Here is a 17821-nt window from a genome sequence, read left to right as displayed (position 1 = left end):
ACCGTCACGATCGAGCAGGCGCCTGCGTACTCCACCGCGCAATTTCCATGATCAGGGACCGTTCTTCGACCGGCTTCGCAATATACCCAGACGCGCCCGCACTCAGCGCCAGTTGGCGGTGCTTCTCTCCGGCGCGCGTTGTCATCACCAAGATTGGCGTGGCCTTGGTTTGTGGCCGGTCCCGTAAGGCCTGGATCACTTCATAGCCATTTAACTTTGGCATCTCTAGGTCAGTGATGATGACGTGATAGTCGCCCCCGGCGGCCCTGCGCAACCCTTCTTCTCCGTCTACGGCCGTATCGACCAGATACCCGGCCCCCTCGAGCATTTTTCCGACGAACTTCCGGATGCTCAATGAATCGTCGATCAAGAGAATCTTCGTTTCCTTTCCGGTCCGCTCTGCTGATCGCAGGTCAGTCCCGTGACCCACTTGTGCTGTCCTCTCCTCTTCCAGCGGTGCGGGGCTGGCAGCACTTCGCCGCCCGGCGAAAAGTTTCGCGAGATCGAGCACGAGGATCACGTGCCCTTCTGGATCGATCGTCGCACCGACGAAGGGCGATTCTTGGAACGGCTTTAAGGTACTCAATGCTTTGATGACGATTTCTTGTCGTCCCAGCAACTCGTCAACCGCCAACCCCTGGACCCCCGTCGAGGTCCGGACGATGACGATTGGAGAAGCTTGAATCGCGGCACTCGCCTCGACGCCGAGTAGGGTTGCCGTCGCCTCGATGTCGATGGCCTCGTCGCTCACGTGCAGGACCGGATGCCCGCCGAGATCTTGAATCGCTCCGGGCGCCGGCATAATGACTTCTCGAATATTCGGAAGCGGTAGTGCGTAGCGATGCTGACCAACCCGGACGAGCAGTGCCGTCGAGATCAACAACGTCAATGGCAGTCGGAGTGTAAATTTCGTGCCGACTCCCACTTCCGTCTCGACCTCGATCTGCCCGTTCATCGCTTCCAAGGTCTGCTTCACCACATCCATACCGACGCCGCGACCTGCCACATCCCCCACGGACTCGGCCGTCGAGAAGCCCGGCATAAAAATAAACTTGATCGCCTCCGCATCGGAGAGGGCGCCGACCGATTCGGCCGACGCAAGTCCCAGGGAGACGGCCTTGGCCTTGATCTTTTCGACATCAATACCGGCCCCATCGTCTTCGACCTCGATGACGACGGCATTACCGCGGTGGGCCGCTGTCAGATAGACCGTGCCCGTCGCCGGCTTACCGCGTGCCTGTCGCACGTCTGCCGGTTCAATCCCGTGGTACACGGCGTTTCTTACGAGATGGACGAGCGGATCGACCAGCCGCTCGACCACCCCGGTATCGACTTCGGTATGTTCGCCGGCAGTCACCAGCGTTACCTGCTTGCCGGTGATACGCGCCATTTCACGAATCGCACGCCGGAACCTGACAAAGGGAGTTCCGATGGGAACCATCCGCGCACGTGCAATTTCATCCCGCATGCTAAGCGACAAATGCTGAAGCTGACCCATGTCTTCACGGGCCTTCCGGATGGAGCCGTTGAGCTGGGCCATCGATTCACCGACGTCGGCCGATACTTCGGCGAGACGTCGAGCGAGAATGTTGAAGTCGTCATAGCGGTCAAACTCCAACACTCCGAAATCGCCGAGCCCGTGAACCTGAGCGAGATTGACGGGCCCCTGGCTGGTCACCGTTCCAGGCGCTGGTGCGGCGGCCGGCAAGGTGAACGCGTGTTTTTCCTCGAATGACCGCACCGCCTCTAACATGCGGCCCTTGAACGTCAGCAGCTGATTGGACAATTGCTCCAACGCCACCAAACGTTGCTCGAGGCGACCGCGGCTAATGACTAACTCACCGACAAGGTTCAGAAGCCGCTCGAGGCGATCGCGGCTGACGCGGATTACGGCCGTCTCTTCGGTTCGTGGCTCGTGATCTTTCCGGCCGGCATCTGGTTGTGCCTCGTCGCGCTGCGCCGGCTCTTCAGGAGCAGCGACCGATACGCCGCCTTGAGACCGCTCAGACACGCCGATCTGTCCGATGGTGGCGCCAAGCTGGATCAGTCGGGCAAGAACCATCTTGAAGTCTTGCCTGGCCTGCTCCACTAGCCGCGAGTCACGCTTCATGAGGATTTTGACGACGTCGATCACGCGAAAAATCATGTCGATGATGTCCGATGACATGGACATACGGCCTTCTCGGACAGCACCGACAAAATCCTCCACATGGTGGATCAGATCCCCGATGGAGGTAAACCCAACGGTATGGGCGGATCCCTTCAGCGTGTGCGCCGTGCGAAACAATTGCTGGAGAACCTCGACATCGCCCGGCGATTTTTCCAGCCGCAGGAGAGCCGACTCCATCGTCTCCAGATATTCCTGTGCTTCAGGGGCGAAATAGGAGACCACCTCGGGGTCCAAGCCTGGGAGCAGATACTGGTCTGAGAGATCGTAGCGATCGACCGACGCCTGCTGCTCGCTTACGGCTGAGACATCACAGGCCGGGAACAAGCCGTTATGCCGTGCCGCCCACGCTTCAGAACAACCGGCATCCTCGCTCCCCGTTTCCTTAATCCGCGCGATCTGGAGTTGGAGCGTTCGAACGAGGTCTCGAAGCATCTCCACCGTCATCGGCCATGTGTTCTCGTGACATTCGACCGATTGTTCGATGGTCGTTTCAAGAATGTCGGTGAGCGCCGCCACCTCGGCGTAGCCATAGAGTGCCGAGGCGCCTTTTAGGGTGTGCGCGACGATGTATTGTTCGCGGACCGCCTCTCGAGTCGGGCACACCCCTTGTGGCTGGTGAAGGACGGTCGCTAACTTTGCGAGACTATCTTCGGCCTCGGCGACGAAGATGCTGATGAGGTCTTGACGATCAAAATCAGGAGCCATTCATCCCCCGACACTCAACGTCAGACCGCCCTACGCGATCTTGAATTGAGCGACCGAGCCTGCAAGGTTTTCGGCCAGCTTCGCCATTTCCTCGACGGTGGTCCGAGCCGAGTCGGTGGCTTTCTGCGTCGCCACGGCACCCCCGGTAAAGTCTTTGATCGTGGTACCGACGTTTTCGGTATTCGAGGCCTGTTCGGTCGCTGATCGGGCGATGAGCTGAGCCAGCTCCGCGGACCGCTGGGCGATTTCAGAAATCTCTTTGAACACGTCGCCGGTACGGAGTGCTGATGCCGACCCGGCTTCCACGGCCTGGGTTTCCTGCTCCATCGCGACAACCGCATCTTGCGTCTCTTGCTGAATCACTTTGACCAGGTCCGCAATTTCGCGTGTCGCTTGCGTTGAGTTTTCGGCCAGCTTCCGCACCTGATCGGCGACGACCGCGAACCTGGCCCCCGCTTCACCGGCACCCGCAGCCTCGATGGCAGCGTTCAACGCGAGGAGGTTTGTTTGCGAGGCGATATCTCGGATGGTGGACACGATTTGGCTAATTTCCAAGGAGCGATCGCCGAGACCTTTGACCTGTTTGGACATGCGTTGCACGGCACCGCGAATGTTCTGCATGTCCTGCACGGTCTCCTGCACGGCAAGCCGGCCGCGCTCGGTGGCTGTTAACACCTGCCTGGCGCTCTCAGAGGACGCGCCAGCGGTCTGAGCCACTTCCTTCATGGAAGCCGCCAGGCTTTCGACGGAGCTCAAGGCACGCACTGATTCTTCCGCCTGGTGTTTAGCGGTCCCCGCCATCTGACCCGACGTGTCGCGCAAAGCGCCCGCGGATTGGTTGACACGCTCGGCGGCCTCCTTGACTTGTCGGAGCAGTTTGCCGAATCGATCCAACATCAAGTTAAAGGCGTCGGCGAGATTACCGAACATATCCTCGGTCACCGTCCCGCGCTTGGTCAGGTCACCTTTACCCACGTCGGACACCAAGGCCAAGAATTGCATAAGCTGGCGCTGCATCTTGTCGCGCTCGCCTTCCGTTTGGACGAGAGCGGTGATTCGATCCAGCATCGAGTTGAACGCGCCGGCCATCTGACCTAATTCGTCTCGGCTCGACAGCTTCGCACGAGCTTGATACTGACCCGAGGCCGCGAGGGTCGCGACGTCAGCGATGTGGGTGACGCCGCGTGCGAAATACCGCGCCATCCAGTAACCGATGCCGAGACCCAACGCGACGGCGATGAATCCCGCGACAAAGAGCGCCGCGCCGCTTCGTTTTGCGAGCGCTTGCCCATCATCGTTCACGTCGCCGGCAAGATCGCGGACGGTCGTGAACAATTCACCGGCCATTTTGATGACCTGTTCACGCAATAGGGACAAATTGACGGTGATGGACAGGTTCGCGAGGTTTCTCAACTCCTGAGCCTGCTCCCTGCTCAGGGTCGTATCGGTAAAACTTTCCGCATACGCGCTGAACGCACCTTCGGCTTCCTTGAAATACGCCGTGACGGCATCACGGAATCGCTTATAGTCGTGTTCCTCGTTGCGCCCCGTTTTCGAAACCCGCTTGGCACTCGCGCCGTACTCCTCGATTCGCTTTTCCGCGTCTGCCTTGAGTTGCGTAAGGCGACGGACGATGAGATCCAAGTCCTCCCTCTTTCGCACTTCCTGCGGCAGCGCGGTGACTTGCCGATGATAGTCGGCCAGACCATTACTCACCGCCCCGAGATTGGCGAGGACGACAGCCGACTCATCGTTGAGCAGGCGGAAGGCCTCACGCAGCTGTTGGAGGGTGTACAAGCTGACGCCTGTCATGGTCAAAATGACGATGCTCACGGCGCCGAATCCGACCATGAGCTTGGCTTGCGTCTTGAGGTTTTGAAACCACTCCCTGATGCCGAACTTGACCATGGTCACTCCTCCCTTCCCCGACCCATCATCGTGTCACCCCGTCTCTCTGCGTGAGAATTCTCCGTTCCCCTTCTACATTTCCAGCTGCTTGAAGAGCGCCGGTACTTCGAGCATCGCCCCAAGTCGGTCTTCGAGCTTCAGCACGGCTGAGACGAACGGCCTGGATTTGCCCTCGGCATTGATCACAGCGGGAAGCAATTGAGTGCGGTGAATTGTTCTGATCTCCGGCACGCCTTCAATTAGCACCGCCAGCTGATGCGACGCATGCTTGACGACGACGGCGCACTGCGGCGCGGGTCCGCTCGTCGAAAGGCCCATCATGCCGCGCAAATCCGCCAAGGGAATTACAAGACCTCGAAGATTCGCCACGCCTGTCAGGGATGACGGCAAGCCGGGCACGGGAGTCGCGGATTCGATCTCGAAGACCTCCCTGACATAGCGAAGGTCGATGGCGAACAGTTCTCCGCCCAACGTGATTAGACACACCCGTAAAGCCGACTCGTCGACGGAGGTCAGGCCCGGGCGTGTCTGTTCGAGCGAAGGTGCAACCGTTTCCATAACTTCCAGTTGGACGCCGGCGACGCGTTAGTTCAAAACCTTCTTCACCGCCGCCAACAGGTCCTCACCTTTGAACGGCTTCACGATGTAGGCATTGGCGCCTTGCTGTTGTCCCCAAAACCTGTCACTCTCCTGCCCTTTGGAGGTACAGAGCACGACAGGAATATTTTTGAACCGATCGTCGGCCTTCAGGTCACGGCATGCCTGGAAACCGTTCCGGCCTGGCATGACGACATCGAGCACGATCGCATCGGGGCGTTCAGTAAGTAGCTTATCCTCAAGCTTCTCGGTATTCGGATAACAGACCACCGTGTGATTGGCGCCTTTGAGTACATTCTCAATCAACTGCAGTTCGGCGTACGAGTCATCGACAACCACGATCTTGCTCATCATGTCCCTCCAAGTTAAAAGCTGCTTACCCTCACCACACACTCAGTGCACAGGAATAACCAAGCTGATCGCCCCAGCTAATCCTCCCTCCTTCAGGCCTTCTCGCTTATACCCGGTAATATCCTTTTCGCCCTTGGGATCGCCATGGCACTTTAGGCAGCTCGGCCCCGCGTATTCCGGCGTCATGATTCGCAGCGCCGGCCGTCCTTCGTACATGACCGTTCGGCTGTACTCCTTCTCCCGTGGATAGGAAGGGTCGTTGAACATCTTCAGGACTTCCGACTCGAAATCATCGGGTTTATTTCCAGGGAAGCGATAATCGACTGCGGTGAGCTTCAAGCGAATTCCGGTCTTTTGTGCAAACTTGTCCCCGGTCTTCCGCCCCCACGCCGCGGGGATCATGCCCTTAAATCCAATCCCCTGCTTATTGATGGCCGGTTGGGCTTCCGCAATGACTTCCTTGCCGGAATCGACGAGCGCGAGCAGAACTTTGGCATACGGAGTACTGTTCGGCTGGCGCAAATCGATCTTGGTCATCTCACGATATTTCTCGATCATCTTGTCGCCCATGTATTCGGGCGTGAAACCCTTGTTGCCTTTCGTCGAGTCGTTGATGAGGTCCTGATGAGCAGAGATCACGGCCCGACCCGCCTGGAGCAGCTTCACCAGCAATTCACCGACTTCGGCCTCATTCGCGGCCTGTAAAGGTGCCGACCATATTAGGAGCGCACAGATGGCCACCGCCATGCTGAGACTCATGCCTTTGACGTTCATCATTTCGCCCCCCTTTCGAGTAAATATAGCCAAAGCCGGGAAAACCGCACTGAGAGCCACTGAATAACGTAAATATATTAAGTACAGATCGGCACAGGGCGGCGAGCAAGTTTAATGCCTGCCGGCCGACGCAGGAGGAAAGATCACAAGAGCGGGAGGTCTATCGGCTAAATACGTAATGAATACAGCGCCAACGAATCCGTTGTGGAGGAAGAGTCGATGGAGGGGGATCGAGCAATTTGAGAGGCGGCAACAGCGGCACTACAATTTCTGGCCAAAGCAGCAAATTTTCGGTTATCGGGGTGTTCGGCTTACATTCCTCGGGCGACTCGGAGTGCGAGCACGATTGATTACTTGCGTTCATCGGCTGCGGTCTGCCGTTCCCATAAGAACTCGCCCTCACCCTGCTTCTTCGCAATCCATCGAGCGACGACAAACAACGTGTCGCTGAGTCGGTTGAGGAATTGGATGATGTGCGGATCAACCGTTTCCTCATGAGCCAGCTTGATACAAACGCGCTCCGCGCGGCGGCACACGGTTCGTGCCTGGTGCACAAAGCCCGAGACCTTCCCACCGCCGGGCAAAATAAATTCCTTCAAGGGCGATAGCTCCTTCTGACACTCGTCGATGAGGTGCTCGAGTCGCGCGACATCTCCAGAGTTGATTGACGGCATGTTGCGGAAGACCTGCCCGGGGGCCGTCGCGAGAAGAGAGCCCGCGTCAAATAGTTTGTTTTGAATCCACCGTAGGTGCTCGTCGAGCGTCGCTGACACACGGGTGTCGCCTGGCGCATCGGCATTGAACACCCGGGCAAGGCCCAGCACGGCATTGAGCTCGTCGACCGTGCCGTAGGCTTCAACGCGGAGGCTGTCTTTCCAAACCTCCTGGCCTCCAGCCAATCGAGTTTTGCCAGCGTCGCCTGTTCGCGTATAAATTTTCGTCAGCCGCATCGTGACACTCCTTGCTCTTCCCGGTCGTCGTTTAGCCGAAGAGCCCGGCGAACGAAACCGAGATCGAGGTGTTCCGCCAAATGATTGGCCCATCGATCCAACTCACCCTGTAGCCGCGAATTCACCTGTTCGGATATCCGCTCGGGAAGCGGATCCAGGCTTTTCCGTCGCCGTACGGAATTCAACCAGGCGCGCCGAAAGATCGCGTGATCGAAAAGACCATGGATGTAGGTTCCCCACACGCGGCCAGCGAGCGCCCCGTCTTCACTTCCTATTGAACTGCCAGCGGGATCGAGGTCAGTCAGAATTTGAAAACAAGGTTGCGGCCCGCGCCGCACGGTCCTCCCGACATGAATGTAATAGCCTGGAAGTGGAGCGGCGTGCTCGATCGGTACATGAAGAGGCAAGGCCTTCACTTTATACGTGTTCTTGACCGTCGTCAGCTCCGTCGTCACATCGAGCAGTCCCAACCCACATGCCGTCCCTCCGGCTTCCACCCGATGGGGATCATGAATCTCCCGCCCCAACATCTGATACCCGCCGCAAATTCCGACGACCCCGCCCCCTTGCTGCACATGCTCATGAATGGCCAGGCTCATCCCCGTAGAGAAGACATATTCCAGGTCTTCAATCGTATTCTTGCTGCCCGGGATGATAATCACATCGGCACCCCGAAGATCAGGTGGCGAGGCCGCATAGTTCAACGCGACGTCGGCTTCCTCACTCAGGGGCAGGAAATCCGTAAAATTGCTCATCCGTGGCAATAAGACCACCGCGATGTTGATGCGATCGGGCGAGAAGGGCACGGTGGGTCTCTGTGCCCCCTGAAGGCTGTCTTCCTCGTCTAAGCGAAGATCGCGCAAAAAAGGAACTACACCGAGAACAGGAACGCCGGTCCGCTGTTTGAGAAACGCGACGCCGTCGGAAAACAATCGTCGGTCTCCACGGAACTTGTTCACGATGATGCCGATCACTCGACGTCGCTCATCAGGTTGAAGGAGGTCCAACGTGCCAATGACTTGAGCGAAGACACCACCGCAGTCGATATCTGCAACGAGCACCACGGCAGCATCGGCCAACTCTGCGACACGCCAGTTCGCGATGTCGCGGTTCCGTAAATTCACTTCAGCCGCACTTCCGGCACCTTCGATGACAAGGGCATCGAAGCGTTCTGCCAATCGTCTATAGCTTGTCTCGACGAACCGAAACAGGTTCATAGTCTGCGCTAAATATGCGTCGGCTTCGGAAGCCCCCCAGATCCGTCCGTGCACGATCACCTGCGACCGCTGATCCGATTCCGGTTTCAACAAAATTGGATTCATGTCGACGTGCGGCGGCACACTGCACGCCCGCGCCTGCAGTGCTTGGGCGCGACCAATTTCTCCCCCTTCGGGCGTGACGAAGGAATTCAACGACATGTTTTGCGCCTTGAACGGCGCCACCTTCACACTCCACCGTGCGAGCAAGCGACAGAGACCGGCTGCGATCACGCTCTTGCCGACGTTCGAGCCTGTCCCGAAAATCGCGATGGCTTGCGCACGCTTCATGGCCTTTCCCTGCCGTTCTGTCGCCGCGGTCGACCATCCGATCGCGAGGCTTCGAGCCATTGGCGATAGCGCTTCAATCCTTCAACGACTCCAGCATACACCACTCGTCCGACCAGTTCGCCAAGCTTGGTGTGCGTGCCGCTATACCGAACGTGTTGCTCCTCGCCGCTGATCACAACGGTCGCATCGGTGCCGGTTCCAGTGGCCAGGTGTCTGGTCGATGTCAGCACGCATTCATCGATCAAGGCCACAGTCTTGCTTTCGGTGACGACCTGAACCACGCCGACGAGCGCGGCGGTCGGGAGCGCGGCGTTCGTGCGGACAATGATGTTGATCGTCCCAACATGCTCATGTCTCTGCGCCTCGACCGGCTCCCCCGCCCGGACTGCATTCGAGACGCCAACGGTAAGAAAGCCTTCGACCCATAGGCCGTCCGTTTCCTCCCGTCGTATGACAACGTCTTTGATCGAGACACCGGTCATCAATCCGACACACGGTCCCTTTATGCCGAGCGTGACGGCCAGCTTTCCGAGATACCGCGCGGGATCACCCCAATGTTGATTGCCTCCCTGAGGATGCAAGGGAACCTGATGATTCAGGACATATCTTGCACGCCTCACACCTCCGCCGCGCGGCGCGGACGACAGCATACGATGCGGGCGCCGAAGATCAATGACCAGCGTATTGTGTGCGAGGACATAGGATGTCCGAAGCGTCATCGATCACCTGCCATGAGTGCACGCCGGAGTGCCACAACTAACCGGCGATTCTCCAATCGCGTCCGAACGGCGATCCGGATAGTCCGAGGCGTCAGTCCATCAGTCAACGAACAGTCTCGAATCAAGATGCCGATGCGCCATAGCCCCTGAGTCAGTCGTGTGGCGGTATGTGGCTCGGGAAGCTGCAAGAGAAGAAAATTGGCATCGGATGGATAGACGACGATACCGCCGATGGACCGGAGGCCGGCGATCAGGGCGGCTCGCTCCACGGCCGTTGACCGAAGCGTTCGCTCAGCATAGCGCCGGTCATGGAGGGCCGCCAGCGCCGCCGCTTGGGCCAACCTGTTAACCGACCAGGGCGGCTGAACGGCTCGGATACTGTCGATCACTCGTTTGCTCGCGGCGACGTAGCCGACTCTGAATGCCGCCAGCGCATACAATTTCGTAAAGCTTCTGAGGATCACCGCATTTGAGAGCCGCCCCAGACGTGGTAGCAGCGAGTGCTGTTCGCAATAATCGACGAAGGCCTCGTCGACGATGACCCACGCGCGACGTCGGGCCGCTGCTTCGATCAGCCTCGTTGCGGCTTCGACTTCGATGCTTCGACCTGTCGGGTTGTTCGGATTGCAGAAGACCACCGCATCGATCTCGGCGTCGCATGCCTCGATTCGCTTGAGCGCCTCTTCGATCGGCGGCCGGTATTCCTTCCCTCGATCGGCATTCACTGACAGCACCTGTCCTCCGTGCAAGGCCACCGCTCTCGCATACTCGTTGAACGTCGGGCCCATCAGCAAGACTCGGCGGAGTTTCAAGGCAAGTGGAAGGAGATGGATCAGCTCAATCGAGCCGTTGCCGATCAGTAGACAGTCGGAAGCAATGCCGTGGTGTTTCGCCAATGCCTCACGCAACGCTGTACAGTTGGGATCAGGATAATGGGGAGGAAGCCGGCACGCGGCAAGCACCGCCCGTTGTACCTTGGCTGAGGGGCCAAGCGAATTGATGCTCGCGCTGAAATCCAGGATCTGATGGATCGACCGACCGGTCGCGCGGGCTGCCGCGTACACATCTCCGCCGTGCGTCACGTTCATCGCATTACACTCAGTATCACGATGCCGATCACGGCGCCGATCGCGCATGCCACCATCATAGTCCACACGGCGACACGAATCTGTTGTCGGTCGAGCGCGTTCTCCTTGTCCCCTAGGAGCGGTCGCTGAATGGGCCGCCCATCGTACCAGTTGGTGCCTCCCAGCTGAACCCCCAGCGCACCCGCCATCGCGGCCTCCGGCCTCCCGCTGTTCGGACTCGGATGCTTCGCGCCATCCCGACGAAACGTCCTCCATGCGGCGCCAGCCCGACGAGTCGTCACGGCGGCAGCCGCGACGAGCAGCAGTGCTGCGATCCTGGCTGGCAGCCAGTTAGCGAAATCGTCGAGCCGCGCCGCGGCCCAGCCGAAGTCGCGATACCGCGCATCGAGATGCCCGATCATCGAGTCGAGCGTGCTGACTGCTTTGAAGGCAAGCGCAAGGGCCGGACCGCCGAGCACGAGATAGAACAGGGGAGCAATCACGCCATCCGCCGTACTTTCCGCAACCGTTTCCACGGTTGCCCGCACCACCTCCGGCTCCGACAGCCGTTCCGTGTCACGCCCCACGATCTCCGCCACAGCCCTCCGTGCGTCGACCAGGCTGCCGCGTTCCAGCGCGCGGAGGACAGCCTTTATGTGATCGACAAGGTCTCGCGCCGCGAGCGCGGTGAACGAAAGCACCACCACGACGGCGGTCCGCGCCGACGGATGGATCCGCGCCGCTAGCTCAATGATGCCCATGGTCGCGGCCGCGACCACGAGGGGCAAACCGACTGCCAAGACGAGGCCCGCAATCCGGTGCACCGATGGGCTGTGTGCGAGATGCCGTACGATCGCTTCATATCTTGCGATGGCGGCGCCCATCACTTTCACGGGGTGCGGCATCCAGCGAGGATCGCCGACCGCGGCATCGAGCAGGCACGCGGCCAGCAGCTCAGACGCCGTCATGCCGGCAACCATGACGGCTTCTCAAGCCCCACGATGACGGGCGCGGCAATCAGAAATGCGATTTCCGCGAGTTCATTCACCGCGCCAAGGATATCGCCTGTCATACCGCCCACGAGCCAGGTCGCCATCAAGGAGATTCCCCGAGCCACGAGCACCACAAGGACGGCAAGGAGCAGCGCGTTCGCGAGACCGACGGTCCATGTAAGGGCAAGCATGAACACCGTCGTTGCCCCAAGGACATCCGTGAACCGGAGCTGCTGGAGAAACGGCTGGGCCAAGCCACCTTCGGCGCGGGCGTAGCGCATCCCCACGCTGCTCATCACGATCGCCCAACGGCCGGCAAGCGGCATGCAGACCAGCAGGGCCATCCTCTGAGACGTGGGAAGGGCCGAGAGCGCGGCGAAGCGCAGTCCCAAGGCCAACATGATTCCCGTGGCCCCGATCGCACCGATATGCACGTCGCGCATGATTCGGAGTCTCTCGGTCGGCGTGCGTCCACCCGCCAGCCCATCGATCGTATCCGCCAAACCGTCGACATGGAGCCCGCCCGTCAAGACGACGCCCACGACGATCAACAGCACGTTCACAATCGCAGGGCTCACGATCGCCGAGGCCAGGAGGTCGGTCGCGGCGAGGCCCGCACCGATCACCAGGCCGACGAGGGGGAACCAGGCCATTGAGGCCGCGAGGTCATCCGGCTCCAGCGATCGAGTGGCGGCGCGAAGTGGGATCACGGTCAAGAATTCCCACGCGGTCACAAACCCTCGCATCCCCTACTCAGTTCGCTGCGAAACGCCCGCCTCACGGAACGTCGCCATCTCTGTCAGAATCTTGATTGCGGCGTGGACGAGCCCGATTGCCAAACATGCGCCCGTCCCTTCACCGAGGCGAAGGTTTAAATCCAATAGTGGTCGTAGGCCGAGACGCTCCAGCGCGATGCGATGACCGCACTCGACGGACAGATGCGAGGCGATCAGATATTCCCGGCATCGAGGAGCGAACGCGATGGCGAGAAGCGCCGCCGCGCCGGCAATGAAGCCATCCAGCACCACCGGCACGCGATGCGCGGCCGCTCCCACAATCAGTCCCGCGAGGCCCGCAATTTCCAGCCCGCCGACTTTCATGAGAACATCGAGCGGATCGTCTGGATCGGGGTCGTGGAGCATAAGCGCCTGCTCGATGATCGCGATCTTTCGCGCCAGCATCTCATCGTCAATCCCGGTTCCCCTGCCTGTCGCTTCCGCAACACGACAGCCTGTCATAATCGCTGTGATCGCGGTGCTCGGCGTCGTATTGCCGATCCCCATGTCCCCCGTCCCAATGAGCCTGATACCGTCTTCCACCGCCGATGCGGCGAGGTCTACGCCCATGTCGAGCGCCTGCTGCGCCTCATGCCGGCTCATAGCCGGCATGCGCGCAAAATTGTTCGACCCGGGCGCGACCTTTCGTTTGAGCAGGCCCGGAAGGTCGTCGAAGTCGGCCGCCACGCCGATATCCACCACGCGGACTTCTGCGCCGACGTGATTTGCCAACACATTGATGGCCGCCCCGCCGCGCAGGAAGTTCAAGACCATCTGCGCCGTAACCGCGCTTGGATAGGCGCTGACGCCTTCCGCGTTGATCCCGTGGTCCGCCGCAAAGACGAAGACCGCCGAGCGCGGGGGCTTGGGTGATTCGATGCCGGTCATTGCCACGTATTGCTTCGCCAATTCTTCCAGGCGACCGAGACTCCCGAGCGGCTTCGTGAGGGCATCGAGTCTCGCCTGTGCCCGTTGCACGAGCATCGGATCGATGGGTGGAATGCGTTGGATCGCTTCGGTGAATGTCATCGTGACCCTATTTCAGTCGGAGTGAGCAACCTGCGACGACCAAATGAACCTCATCGGCTGCACCCGCAAACTGCCGGTTGACGGCGCCCGCCAGTTCGCGAAACGCGCGGGGTTCCGCCTCACAGGGGACGAGGCCCATGCCCAATTCGTTCGTCACGGCAATGACGCGAGCATTCGAGGTTCGCGCAGCCAAGATCACATTCTCCACCGCCGCATGGATGTCGGTCGCTGACATGCCGGCGATCTGCAGATTGCTGAGCCACAAGGTCAGGCAATCGATCACGATCACACAATACCGGGAAGCCTCGTGCTCGAACCACTTCACGACGTCGAGGGGAACCTCGGCGGTGTCCCACTCACGGCTCCGCGTCGCTTGATGGCGACGGATGCGTTGCAGCATCTCATCGTCCAGCGGCTCTCCGGTCGCCACGAATGCCCGGGGCCTCGCCTTGCCCGCCAGGCACAAGGCATAGTCACTCTTCCCCGATGACGCGCCGCCGATGACCAGGATCAATCGTGACTTCGTTCGCGATCGTGAAGGACTCCCCATGGCATTCCTAAGACGACGCCGCATGTGCAGGGCCGATGGTCCCATCAGCGACGGCGCGCAGGCAACGGGAACACAGGCAATCCTGATACCGAGCCGCGATCCAATCGTACTGTCGCTCCGTAATGAAGATGTCATTGCACCAGCACCCATACTGGCCGCAATGGAAGCGCTCGCCGCAGCGCCCGCAGGTTTTCTCGACCGGCCCGGTCATATTCAGCACCTTCCCACCCTTCCAACTTCATGACATCTGCGGCTTGGCATACCGGCCACGACGAGCTGCCTGTATCAGCGCGCGCGCCAGCGACGGCCGACTGCCAAAATGCAGGTGCGTGTACAGAGCGACGGTCTGCTTGAAGATGAGCCCATCCTGCGCGCGAGCCTGACCTTCGGCATCAGTGAGCCGAGCGACGTAGTGCGGGGTCGACCTGAGCTGCAGAGTGGAGTAGTGAAACTCATGGCCCCGAGCAGTGACCCCGGGCTCGCCCAGAATGCTAGGCTCGGTCAGTTTGACCTCACGGTACCCGATGGTAAGTGTCGATGGGTGCATGACGGCTTCAGCAGGAAGAAGACCGACCATCTCATGCCGGCGTCCCTCCGCATCCCGGATCGCTTCAGTGAGGTACATCAATCCACCGCATTCCGCATACACGGGGCGGGCGCTGTCGGAAAATTCATAGATCGTCCGCCGCATCGACGCGTTGGCAGCGAGCCGTGCAGCGTGGACCTCGGGATACCCCCCGCCGAGATAAATCAAATCGACGTCCGGCAGCGCACGATCGTCGAGTGGCGAGAATCGGATGATTTCCGCTCCTTCCGACTCGAGGAGTGCGAGATTTTCGGGATAGTAAAAGCAAAATGCCGGATCATACGCGACGCCGACTCGCGCTGAACGGCCCTCGGATACCTTGTGTGAGAACCGATCACCCGCAAGATCGACGGATGTGAGCGCCGGCGCGCTGTTCGCGAGTGCTTCTAGCCGGTCGAGATCGACGGTGTCGACAACTGCATCCGCGAAGCGTTGATAGAGTCGCTTGGAGCGGGCTTCCATCGCCGTGAGCAGCCCCAAGTGGCGATCGGGAATCTCGATCGAGGCGTCCGGCCGGAGATAGCCGACGACCGGCAGTCGCGCGCCGTGTTCGATCGCGTCCTTGAGTAGTCGAAAATGCCCCTCGCCGCTCACGCGATTTACGATGACGCCGGCCACCTGAACATCAGGATCGAATCGCGCATAGCCCAAGGCCATCGCCGCGGCCGACCTCGCCATCGCGCTGCCGTCCATCACGAGCAGTACGGGCGCGCGGAGCTGCTTGGCCAGCTCGGCGGTACTCCCGATGTCGTTCGTCGCTGAACTCCCATCGAACAGGCCCATCATGCCTTCGATGATGCAGAGGTCGGCACCGCGCGCCGCCCGACAAAAGATCTCGCGATTCCGGTCGGCACCCAGCATCCAGCCATCCACATTACTCGATGGGCGGCCGGTAATCGCACTGTGATGTCCGGGATCGATGAAGTCGGGCCCGACCTTGAACGCTTGCACCGCACGGCCGCGCACGTGGAGCGCGGCGAGGAGCGCCAGTGTGACGGTCGTCTTCCCGACCCCACTGTGCGTGCCAGCAATGATCAATCGCGGGATATTCATGGTCGTTAGAGCGTGATCCGCATGCCGCCGTACACCGAGCGGATCGGCGTGCCAAAATAGAGGACCTCTTCGTATTTCTGATTGAGGAGATTATCGACGCGGCCATAAAGCTGAACACGCTTGGTCACATCATACGTCGCGACGGCATTGACGACGCCGAACGAGCCTTGCTTCTGCGCCGGTGTGTTGGTGAGATCGTTATTTCGTGCACCGACGAAACGATAGTCGAGGGTGACACGGACGGAGTCGATCGGCTGATACCCGACACCGACACTGAACTGATCCATGGGCCATCGTGGGAGTCGCTTGTCGCCGCCTAATGGGTTGTCCGGCCGGTCGAAGTCCCGGGTCAACGTGTAGGTGTACTGGCCCCACGCCTCGAGCCCTTTCATGATCGTCGCCTTGAAGCCGAGTTCCCACCCTTGGCTCTTGGCATCCGCGACGTTGATCGGGCAGAAACCGAACGTGTTCGGAGGGCACAAAAGCGACGGCGCGGACGCAAACTGAATCAAATCGTGATAGCGATTCCAGAAGTATCCGGCGTTCAATTGCAGCCGGCCTTGAAAGAGGGTTTGATCGACCCCGACGTCAAAGCTCTTACTCTTCTCCGGTCGCAAATTGGGATTGCCGAATCCCTGGAAGAACAAATCATTGAGCGTCGGGGCCCGAAAACCTGTGGCGTAGCTCGTCCGGAACTTCGTACCCGTTTCTTTCACCATGTAACCCGCGGTCACGCGATAGGTGGTCGCGTCGCCGAAGACGTTGTAACTGTCTTGACGAATACCGGCCGTGAAAAACACCCGATCCCAACCATTCACCTGTGCTTGAGCGAATCCTGCATTAGACGTCAACAGGCGGTTCGGTTGCGCGCCGCCGAAGAATCCCGCTGCGTCGCCTTGCTCTTGACGAAATTGGTAGCCGGCCGTGAGCAACAGCGGCTTGCCGATTTGGACGTTGTGTTGCCACTCGAGCCGCTGATTGAGGATGCGCAGGTTCGTGGCGAATGGTGAGAAACAGGTCTGCGGTGCGGTCGTGAGTCCGCAGTTCGGGTCGGCGGTAATCGTCAGGCCGGTATCGAGACTCCGGCCGACCGACCCGCTGGTCGCGAGCAGTCGTTCGTCTGCGCGTGCGACTGTGAGCCGCTGCGTCCACCACGACGTCAACGGCTGGACGTAGCTGCCGGTCAGAATGAGGTTCCGATCCGTTTGCCGGGCGCCGAAGATGTCGGCTGGCCGGCCGTTGCCATCGAACCCGTCAAAGTTCACATCCGAGTCGTACCACCGCAGATTGAATTCCAACCGACCGTCCTTCGGCAACGTCACGCCGACTTTTCCCGATCCTTGCCAGTTGTGAAAGCCGTCGCGCTCCGCCGCGCCCCGGCGATAATCAATCGCCGAAAAGCTGCTCGTATCCCACCGCGAGAGCGACACCGCAAAATCGAACGGCCCTTTGGCGCCAGCGGCATTGGCCCCTTCCCGAATGGTCGCGAAGGAGCCATACTCGACAAATCCACCCGCCGTCGGCGTCCCGGCGCCTCGTTTCGTATAGATGTTGATCACGCCGCCGATGGCATCCGAGCCCCAGAGCATGCTCTGTGCGCCTCTGAGAATTTCGATCCGGTCGATATTGTCCACGGTCAGATTCGCGAAGTCGTAGGCGCCCGTCGTGGCCTGATTCACGATGGCGCCATCGATCAGCACCAACGTGTGTCTCGGTTGAGCGCCTCGAATGCGGACTTCGGCGAGTGTGCCGAACCCGCCTTGCTGGAAGACCGCGAGCCCTTGCGAGAGGCGAAGCGCATCGATCACGGTCTTCATTTTCTTCTGCTGCATCTCTTCCCCGGTGATAACTTCGACCGCGCTCGTCACTTGGCTCACCGACAACGGCGTTTTCGTCGCGCTGATCACGACGTCCGTCACGTCCACCACTTCGTCCGACGGCTCCTCAGCGTGTCCAGCACTGCTCGAGCACAGGATGACACATGACACGACCGCCGCGATCGCCTGACCCCCACGCATGCCCACCTCCCTTTTGCACGAAGGACTGG

General features: G+C 60.1%; 16 protein-coding genes. All 16 read right to left on the bottom strand.

Annotation, left to right across the window (positions count from 1 at the left end):
• Positions 1 to 4: 4 nt before the first annotated feature.
• The 16 genes from AC1U7K_RS15215 to AC1U7K_RS15140 all read right to left on the bottom strand — a co-directional run bounded on the left by AC1U7K_RS15215 (position 5) and on the right by AC1U7K_RS15140 (position 17792).
• Entirely contained in the window at positions 5 to 2875 is a 2871-nt protein-coding gene (locus tag AC1U7K_RS15215) for a hybrid sensor histidine kinase/response regulator (protein ID WP_480252382.1), read from the bottom strand.
• 30 nt (positions 2876 to 2905) lie between these two features.
• Entirely contained in the window at positions 2906 to 4783 is a 1878-nt protein-coding gene (locus AC1U7K_RS15210; protein WP_480252380.1) for a methyl-accepting chemotaxis protein, read from the bottom strand.
• Between the two features lie 72 nt (positions 4784 to 4855).
• A complete protein-coding gene (locus AC1U7K_RS15205) occupies positions 4856 to 5341 on the bottom strand; it encodes a chemotaxis protein CheW (protein ID WP_480252379.1) in 486 nt (161 codons plus the stop codon).
• A gap of 27 nt (positions 5342 to 5368) precedes the next feature.
• On the bottom strand, positions 5369 to 5734 hold the full coding sequence (locus tag AC1U7K_RS15200) for a response regulator transcription factor (protein WP_480252378.1): 366 nt from the start codon (positions 5732 to 5734) through the stop codon (positions 5369 to 5371).
• 39 nt (positions 5735 to 5773) lie between these two features.
• A complete protein-coding gene (locus AC1U7K_RS15195) occupies positions 5774 to 6508 on the bottom strand; it encodes a Tll0287-like domain-containing protein (protein WP_480252377.1) in 735 nt (244 codons plus the stop codon).
• Between the two features lie 347 nt (positions 6509 to 6855).
• Complete coding sequence (locus AC1U7K_RS15190; RefSeq protein ID WP_480252376.1) at positions 6856 to 7455, bottom strand: cob(I)yrinic acid a,c-diamide adenosyltransferase; 600 nt, start codon at positions 7453 to 7455, stop codon at positions 6856 to 6858.
• A complete protein-coding gene (locus AC1U7K_RS15185) occupies positions 7446 to 9002 on the bottom strand; it encodes a cobyric acid synthase (protein WP_480252374.1) in 1557 nt (518 codons plus the stop codon). Before AC1U7K_RS15185 ends, AC1U7K_RS15190 begins: the two co-directional genes overlap by 10 nt.
• Positions 8999 to 9721, bottom strand: a complete 723-nt coding sequence (locus tag AC1U7K_RS15180; protein ID WP_480252373.1) for an adenosylcobinamide amidohydrolase — start codon at positions 9719 to 9721, stop codon at positions 8999 to 9001. The genes AC1U7K_RS15185 and AC1U7K_RS15180 overlap by 4 nt, the downstream gene beginning before the upstream one ends.
• Positions 9718 to 10809, bottom strand: coding sequence for a threonine-phosphate decarboxylase CobD (gene cobD, locus AC1U7K_RS15175; protein ID WP_480252372.1), 1092 nt, complete (start codon positions 10807 to 10809; stop codon positions 9718 to 9720). The genes AC1U7K_RS15180 and cobD overlap by 4 nt, the downstream gene beginning before the upstream one ends.
• A complete protein-coding gene (cbiB, locus tag AC1U7K_RS15170) occupies positions 10806 to 11756 on the bottom strand; it encodes an adenosylcobinamide-phosphate synthase CbiB (protein WP_480252371.1) in 951 nt (316 codons plus the stop codon). Before cbiB ends, cobD begins: the two co-directional genes overlap by 4 nt.
• Positions 11753 to 12526: an adenosylcobinamide-GDP ribazoletransferase gene (locus AC1U7K_RS15165; protein WP_480252369.1), complete on the bottom strand. Its 774-nt coding sequence runs from the start codon at positions 12524 to 12526 to the stop codon at positions 11753 to 11755. Before AC1U7K_RS15165 ends, cbiB begins: the two co-directional genes overlap by 4 nt.
• A gap of 3 nt (positions 12527 to 12529) precedes the next feature.
• Complete coding sequence (gene cobT, locus AC1U7K_RS15160) at positions 12530 to 13585, bottom strand: nicotinate-nucleotide--dimethylbenzimidazole phosphoribosyltransferase (RefSeq protein ID WP_480252368.1); 1056 nt, start codon at positions 13583 to 13585, stop codon at positions 12530 to 12532.
• A gap of 7 nt (positions 13586 to 13592) precedes the next feature.
• Positions 13593 to 14135: a bifunctional adenosylcobinamide kinase/adenosylcobinamide-phosphate guanylyltransferase gene (locus tag AC1U7K_RS15155; protein WP_480252367.1), complete on the bottom strand. Its 543-nt coding sequence runs from the start codon at positions 14133 to 14135 to the stop codon at positions 13593 to 13595.
• A gap of 7 nt (positions 14136 to 14142) precedes the next feature.
• Positions 14143 to 14346, bottom strand: coding sequence for a cysteine-rich CWC family protein (locus AC1U7K_RS15150; RefSeq protein WP_480252366.1), 204 nt, complete (start codon positions 14344 to 14346; stop codon positions 14143 to 14145).
• 27 nt (positions 14347 to 14373) lie between these two features.
• Entirely contained in the window at positions 14374 to 15774 is a 1401-nt protein-coding gene (locus AC1U7K_RS15145) for a cobyrinic acid a,c-diamide synthase CobB (RefSeq protein WP_480252365.1), read from the bottom strand.
• Between the two features lie 5 nt (positions 15775 to 15779).
• A complete protein-coding gene (locus AC1U7K_RS15140; RefSeq protein ID WP_480252364.1) occupies positions 15780 to 17792 on the bottom strand; it encodes a TonB-dependent receptor in 2013 nt (670 codons plus the stop codon).
• Positions 17793 to 17821 lie beyond the last annotated feature (29 nt).

It is taken from the genome of Nitrospira sp. Vd2, from assembly GCF_979581665.1.
This window is presented reverse-complemented; position numbering and strand designations above follow the sequence as displayed.